The organism is Pseudomonas graminis (assembly GCF_900111735.1).
In the GTDB taxonomy this organism is placed as follows: domain Bacteria; phylum Pseudomonadota; class Gammaproteobacteria; order Pseudomonadales; family Pseudomonadaceae; genus Aquipseudomonas; species Aquipseudomonas graminis.
The window spans coordinates 21,152-27,942 of record NZ_FOHW01000052.1 but is presented as its reverse complement, the minus strand read 5'-3'; the positions used below and the strand labels follow the sequence as shown (position 1 = coordinate 27,942).

7 protein-coding genes are annotated in these 6,791 nt (G+C 58.6%); 4 read left to right on the top strand and 3 right to left on the bottom strand.

Annotated features, from left to right (window positions below):
• Positions 1-510: 510 nt before the first annotated feature.
• A complete protein-coding gene (gene cheR, locus BMY98_RS24530) occupies positions 511-1,338 on the bottom strand; it encodes a protein-glutamate O-methyltransferase CheR (RefSeq protein WP_074893103.1) in 828 nt (275 codons plus the stop codon).
• Positions 1,339-1,382: 44 nt separating this feature from the next.
• Positions 1,383-2,315, bottom strand: coding sequence for a chemotaxis protein CheV (locus BMY98_RS24525; RefSeq protein ID WP_074893101.1), 933 nt, complete (start codon positions 2,313-2,315; stop codon positions 1,383-1,385).
• Positions 2,316-2,388: 73 nt separating this feature from the next.
• On the opposite strand from BMY98_RS24525, the gene flgA reads away from it, so the two are divergent.
• From flgA to BMY98_RS24505, 4 genes are all read left to right on the top strand, one after another.
• Positions 2,389-3,150 carry a flagellar basal body P-ring formation chaperone FlgA gene (flgA, locus tag BMY98_RS24520; RefSeq protein WP_074893099.1) on the top strand — a complete coding sequence of 254 codons (762 nt, stop codon included), beginning with the start codon at positions 2,389-2,391 and terminating at the stop codon, positions 3,148-3,150.
• Positions 3,151-3,320: 170 nt separating this feature from the next.
• Positions 3,321-3,638, top strand: coding sequence for a flagellar biosynthesis anti-sigma factor FlgM (flgM, locus tag BMY98_RS24515; RefSeq protein WP_074893097.1), 318 nt, complete (start codon positions 3,321-3,323; stop codon positions 3,636-3,638).
• Between the two features lie 49 nt (positions 3,639-3,687).
• The gene (locus BMY98_RS24510; RefSeq protein WP_074893095.1) at positions 3,688-4,155 is read left to right on the top strand and encodes a flagella synthesis protein FlgN; all 468 of its coding nucleotides are present in this window, start codon (positions 3,688-3,690) and stop codon (positions 4,153-4,155) included.
• 82 nt (positions 4,156-4,237) lie between these two features.
• Entirely contained in the window at positions 4,238-4,978 is a 741-nt protein-coding gene (locus BMY98_RS24505; RefSeq protein WP_074893093.1) for a flagellar brake protein, read from the top strand.
• Between the two features lie 326 nt (positions 4,979-5,304).
• On the opposite strand, the gene BMY98_RS24500 is transcribed toward BMY98_RS24505, so the two are convergent.
• On the bottom strand, positions 5,305-6,777 hold the full coding sequence (locus BMY98_RS24500; RefSeq protein WP_083398880.1) for an MFS transporter: 1,473 nt from the start codon (positions 6,775-6,777) through the stop codon (positions 5,305-5,307).
• Positions 6,778-6,791 lie beyond the last annotated feature (14 nt).

Sequence of the window (6,791 nt, the reverse complement as noted above, 5' to 3'; positions counted from 1 at the left end):
GCGTCAGCGGGCACGCCGCGAAATTGATGGTGAACACACCGGCCTCTTCCCGGCTAAAGCCGGTCCCACTAAAAAACACATCGCGTCCCCCTGTAGGACTGGCTTTAGCCGGGAAGCTCTTGATCTGCGCAGCGCTTTTGATCTTCATACACAAAAGGCTCAAACACCGCAAAACGCGACTTGGGTGCAGGCTGAACGCAGGTCTCGCGCAGTGGGCCGAGCCGCATGGATGCGGCGAGAGCGCCGTCAGGGCATGGATGCCCGTTCGGCGCGGGCCCACGGAGCGAGACCGAAGTGAAGGAACCCTGAGGAACGAAGGGCCCAACCAGGAGCAAGCACCCTTGGTTACTTGGGGTGCTTTTCCAAGTAACTCGCCGAAGGCGAAATGTCTGCCATTAGGCAGACCAAACTTAGCGCCACCACAATTAACCCGCTGCCAAAAATCCAAGCGCCAACACAACATAAAAAAACCCGCCTAAGCGGGTTCTAATAAAGCGAAAGCGCAGCCAATCACTTGGCCTGATAAATAATCCCGGGACTGCACTGCACCATCTGATAATGATCGGGCAACCCGTTCAAGGCCTCCGAAGCGCCCAGGAACAAATACCCCCCCGGCTTCAACGTCGAATGAATGCGCAGCAAAATATCCTTCTTCACCTCCGCCGAAAAATAAATCAGCACGTTGCGACAAAACACGATATCGAACTTGCCCAACGCCGCATAACTGTCCAACAGATTGAACGACCGGAACTCCACACGGCTCTTGATCGGCGCCTTCACCGTCCAGCGCCCTGGCGTCTTCTGATCGAAGAAACGCTGCAGACGATCCGGCGACAAACCCCGGCCGATCGCCAGACTGTCGTACTCACCCGTTTTGCAATTGTTCAACATCAAACCCGACAAATCCGTCGCCACAATCTGCACGCCCGACTTCAACTGCCCCGGGTTACTGCGCTCGAACTCATCGATCGACATCGACAGCGAATACGGTTCCTGCCCCGAAGAACATGCCGCCGACCAGATGCGCAAACGCTGGTTAGGGCTGGCCTTCATCGCCTCCGGCAAAACCTTGTTCTTCAGCACCTCGAAGGGGTACGTATCGCGAAACCACAACGTCTCGTTGGTCGTCATCGCATCGACCACCTGCTCGCGCAAACCACTGCGCGGCTGGGTCTGGATACGCTGGATCAGCTCACTCAACGACTTGATGGACTGCTGTTCCATCAACTTGTTGAGGCGGCTGGAGACCAGATACTGTTTATTTTCACCCAGCAAAATGCCACAGGCCTTTTCCAGGAATACCCGGAACTGATCAAAATCCAAATTACCTGTAGACATGCCGCCCCTCAAATCATGTGAACAGCAAGGAGGAAAATCCCTCCTCAGCTGATATCCGCCGCCTTGATACGATCTACTACCCTCGCCGCCAGATCATCCGGCCGGAACTTGGCCAGGAAATCATCAGCGCCGACCTTCTTGACCATCGCCTGGTTGAACACGCCCGACAGCGACGTGTGCAACACAATGTGCAACTTCTGCATGCGCGGGTCGCTGCGAATCTCCGCAGTGAGGGTATAGCCATCCATCTCCGGCATTTCAATGTCGGAGATCATCATCAGGAATTCTTCTTCCGGTTTCTTGCCTTCTTCCACCAGTTTGCGCAGGAAATCCAGTGCCTGACGACCGTCATTCAACGCCGTGACTTCCACGCCGACGGTTTGCAGGCAACGCGTGACCTGTTTGCGCGCCACGGAGGAATCATCGACCGTCAACACTCGCAGAGAGAGCGCCTTGTGCTGTACCTCAGCCGTAACCACACCCACGGAGATGTTCTCGGAGACCGGCGCCACTTCGGCGAGGATCTTCTCTACGTCGATGATCTCCACCAACTGATTGTCGAGACGCGTCACCGCCGTCAGGTAGTGGTCGCGCCCCGTACCCTTGGGTGGCGGATGAATGTCTTCCCAGTTCATGTTGACGATGCGTTCCACCGCATGCACCAGGAAGCCCTGAATCTTGGTGTTGTACTCCGTGATGATCACGAAGGAATTGGCAATGTCAGACAACGGCTTGCCGCCGGTCGCCAATGCCAGATCGAGGATCGGGATGGTCCCGCCACGAATACTTGCCACACCGCGCACAATCGGACTGGATTTGGGCATATGGGTAAGTTTCGGGCACTGAAGCACCTCTTTTACCTTGAACACGTTGATCCCATACAACTGCTTGCCGTCCAACCGGAACAGCAACAGTTCAAGGCGGTTCTGCCCTACCAGTTGAGTGCGCTGGTTTACTGAATCCATCACACCAGCCATGAACCACTCCTCCCAAAACGACCAATTGCGCTACCGGATCGGTAAGCGGCACGGGCCTTGCTATTTACTCATCATGAACACACAAACGACAGTATCCCGACGCCTGGCCCCCGCAACCCGCAGCTTTCTCTGCGTGCTGGTTGCGCTGTGTCTGTTGTGTGCCGCCAGCCTCAGCCGCGCAGACAACATGACCCTGCCTGAAACACTTATCGGCGTGACCCAGGGCTTTCTTGAATTCACAGTTGAAGACTATATGGCGACCAACCAAACCGCCGGCCGCTATGAGATCGAAGTCAAACAGCTGGATCCGCGTATGCGCATGCCGCTGTGTGACAAGGATTTGACAGCCTCACTGGAAAGCCCGGCCCAGCCCATCGGCCGCGTCACCGTCAAAGTGCGCTGTGAAGGCGCCTCACCGTGGACAGTGTTCGTACCGGCCCAGGTACATCTTTACCGCAATGTGGTCACGGCCGTACGGCCAATGAAGCGCGACGCGATCGTGACCGAAAACGATGTAGCGCTGCGCGAACGTGACGTGAGCCAACTGGGGCAGGGCTTCCTTGATTCGGTCGATCAGGCAGTCGGGCAAAAAGTTGTCCGACCAACGGTCATCGACCAGATCCTGACGCCCGTCCACCTCGATCAACCCCAAATGGTCCATAAGGGCGACCAAGTCGTGATCAGCGCTCGCAGTGGTTCGATGAGCGTGCGGATGCCGGGCGAAGCCCTGTCCGACGGCGGTTTCAACGAGCAAATACGGGTGAAGAACCTGAATTCACAACGGGTGATCAAGGCCAACATCGTTGCGCCCGGGCAAGTTGAGGTCGCTATGTAACTGACATGTATAGGTAAGACCTCTGGCGCTGCGCTTGCGCTTTTCCTACACTCGGAACCCCAGTGCTCCGCGCGACGTCCATTCGAGACTGTTTTCGCGCGAGCCCTAAAGTTATTCCGGGTATGGCCGAAACCAAGGCAAGCGTCCTAGAACCCAGAGGTTTTTCAATCATGGTCATCGACTTCAATCGTTTGAATAGCTCCACTCCCGTTGGCGGTACAACACGTACTGCCAGCACCAAGGAAGCCAGCAAAACCGAAGCTACGGCAGCGGTCAGCGGCACCTCGAGCGTGCCCGGCAGTGGTGAGGCAGTACATTTGAGCAGCGAAGCTCAACAGTTGCAGAAGATCAGTGATTCGTTGCGTGATCAGCCTGTCGTCAACAGCGCCCGTGTGGCTGAGTTGAAGCAGGCGATCGCCGACGGCAGCTATAAGGTCGACAGCAATCGTGTTGCTAGCAAACTGCTTAACTTCGAAGCCCAGCGCTAGCCCCAGGTCTGCGCAGGGGCTTCTGGACGCTTAAACACCAGGGCATGCGATGCAAGACACTACATTGCTTCAACTGATCACGGACGACATTGCGCCAACCCGGCATCTGCTGGACATCCTGAAGGCCGAGTCAGTGGCGCTTCACGGGCGCAATATGGTCGAGATGGAACACATCCTGGCGCAGAAACAGGCGCTGGTGATCGTGCTCGAGCAGCATGGACGCCGACGTACCCAGCTGATGACCAGCCTGGGTCTGCCCGCCAATCGTGCGGGACTCGAAGAAGTGGCGAAACATTCGTCAGTGGGTGAAGCCCTGCTAACCGCAGGCGATGAACTCAGCGCACTGATGAGTGAATGCCAGGCGGCCAACGAACAGAACGGCAGCCTTATCCAGCTCCAGCAACTCACCACGGCACAGCAGTTGAGGATTCTCAACGGCGGCGACACCCCGACACTGTATGACAGCCGCGGTTCGACGTCCGGCAAGGCCAGGCCGCGTCCGCTCAGCCAGGCGTAAGTTCTTGTATCAAGGTGCGCAACGTAGTGGCAATATGCCGCACGCTGAACGCTGCCGTTATTTGCCTGGAGATGGATAGACCGTGAATGCCTCAAGCGCGGAAGATGTTCCGCAGCCCCCGAAGGTACTGACCACCCCGTTGGAAATCGCTGCCAATCTGCGGCTGCTGATGGAAAGTCATGACCCGCTGATCATCACGTTCCACGAACGCAGCCAGCGGTTTCAGAGCTACGTGATCGACGTCAACCGCGACACCAACGAGATGATCCTCGACGAGATGATCCCCCGCGACGGTGAGCGTTTCCTTGCCAGCGGTGAACCGTTCCGTGTCGAAGGCTTTCACGACGGCGTGCGCATCGCCTGGGAAAGCAAAGCCCAGCTGACAGTCATCGAAGAGCCGCGCAGTTATCGCGGCCCGCTGCCTCAAGAAGTCGTCTACCACCAGCGCCGCAACGCGTTTCGCGCGGCCCTGAAGCTGGCTTCGCTGATTGATGTCGAGATCGGTGGCGACCGGCTCAAATTCCCGCTGCGCGGCAAACTGCTGGATGTCTCCGCCACGGGCTGCAAACTGCGCTTTGAGGGCGATATATCCGAGCGCATGCAGCTGGGTCAGGTTTATGAGCGATTCATCGCCTCCCTGCCCTTCGGCAACATGACCACGCCTGTGGAATTGCGCCATCTGCACTTCGAAGAAAGGATCAACACCACGTTCGCCGGTGTGCGCTTTCACAACATGAGTGGATTGGTGCAGCGGCAGGTCGAGCGTTTTGTGTATCAGCTGCAACGCGAAGCGCGACGCTTCGACAAAGACGACGATTTCTGATCGTTGGTGGTGATCTGCTGGCGCGTTTCATGGCGCGCTGGCGGGTGGCTGAATTTTGCTGCGCTCATATCTCATCGTCTGCCCTCGCGAGCAAACTCACTCCTACAACGGTCTTGCAGTCCGCCACCCTTTATCGATGGGCGAAGATCAACTGTAGGAGCGCGCTTGCCCGCGAATGCGGTGGGTCAGCCAACATCCATTTCATAGACACACCGCCATCGCGGGCAAGGTGGAGCGCCACCCCGGTCACTCCTACAAGGGTTTTGCGGTGAACGCGGTTTCAACGTGAGACACGAGACCTGTGGGGGCAGATCAGCCCACCCCCATCACAACGGCCGATCCACCCCAACATCCCGACGCACGTCAACCGCCTCCTCCGGCCCAGCCGCATCAGGTTCAGCAGCCACTTCCTCATCCATAATCGCCACCGGCCGCACAACGCCCTCACCCGACGCCACGACCCGCTCCACCATCTCAGGCTGCACTTCAACTTCGGCCGCTACATCCGGCGCAACCTCTGCCGAAACATCAGGCTCAACGTCCTGCATCTGATCCTGCACCACCTGTTCATCCACACGCGGGTCAAGGGCGACCACCAGCGGGGAGCTGGACATGCTGTCGGGCATGGCGATGTGGTGCAGCGGGGCGTCTTCGACCTGGTGCAGGTTGGTGACGGCCTTCGGACGAATACGGGTGACCAGCACCAGCGCCACGCAGCAGACGAAGGCGTAGAGCATGTTGCTGCCGAACATCTTCATCAGCACGCCGGACACCAGCGGGCCGATACTCGCGCCGACGCCGTAGGTCATCAGCAGCATCGCGGTCAGGGACACACGGCGTTCGCCTTCAACGTGGTCGTTGGAGAAGGCCACTGCCAGCGGGTACAGGGAAAACTGCAGCAGCGAGGCAAGAAAGCCCACCACCAGCAGCACTTCCATCGGCACGTTGGGGAGGATCGCCAGCGGCAGCGAAGCCAGCACCAGCAACACCGCTACACCGCGGATCAGCCAGGCGCGGTCGTAGCGGTCCGACAGTTTGCCCAGCGGGCCTTGGACGATAAGGCCCGCGCCGATGCAGCTGGCCATGAACAAACCGACATGCTCGGTGGACAGCCCTTGTTGCGCCGCATACAGCGGCGCCAGACCGTAGAACGAGCCGATGATCATGCCAGCGCTCAACACCGTGGTCAGTGACTGCGGCACGCGGCGCATAAAGAACAGCGGCTCCAGCGGGGCCGGGTGCATGGGCGCCGGGTGAATGCTGCGAGTCATCGCTACCGGCACAAGGCAAAGCGCAAAGCACATCGCCACGAGCATCAGCAGTTCAGGGCCGAGCTGCGGGTGGATAACCAGAATCAACTGGCCAAGCACCAGCCCCAGGTACGACGCGATCATGTAGAGGCTGAACACCGTGCCGCGTTGCTTGGGCGAGGCCTGCTCGTTGAGCCAGCTCTCGATGACCATGTACTGGCACATCATGCCCAGGCCGACAATCATCCGCAGGAAGATCCACGCCGGGAGGTAGTCGAACAGACCGTGGCCCAGCACCGCCGCGCCGACAATACCCGCGCAGGTTGCATACGCGCGGATATGCCCGATCCGGCCGATCAGCCGGTGGCCGATCTTGCCACCCAAGGCCAGACCGACATAGTTGGCTGCCATCAATGCACCGACCCACAGGCCATCGACCTGATCGGCGGCCAGACGCAAGGCAAGGTAGGTGCTGAGCAGGCCCGAGCCGATCAACATCATCAGCGAGGCAAAATACAGCGCTCGAAAGGACTTCCAGATTTGGCGCATAACGTTCCAAAAGA

Bases quoted from the DNA above. Each gene is read 5' to 3' on its own strand.
- cheR (WP_074893103.1), bottom strand. From the start codon at position 1,338: ATGTCTACAGGTAATTTGGATTTTGATCAGTTCCGGGTATTCCTGGAA.
- BMY98_RS24525 (WP_074893101.1), bottom strand. From the start codon at position 2,315: ATGGCTGGTGTGATGGATTCAGTAAACCAGCGCACTCAACTGGTAGGG.
- flgA (WP_074893099.1), top strand. From the start codon at position 2,389: ATGAACACACAAACGACAGTATCCCGACGCCTGGCCCCCGCAACCCGC.
- flgM (WP_074893097.1), top strand. From the start codon at position 3,321: ATGGTCATCGACTTCAATCGTTTGAATAGCTCCACTCCCGTTGGCGGT.
- BMY98_RS24510 (WP_074893095.1), top strand. From the start codon at position 3,688: ATGCAAGACACTACATTGCTTCAACTGATCACGGACGACATTGCGCCA.
- BMY98_RS24500 (WP_083398880.1), bottom strand. From the start codon at position 6,777: ATGCGCCAAATCTGGAAGTCCTTTCGAGCGCTGTATTTTGCCTCGCTG.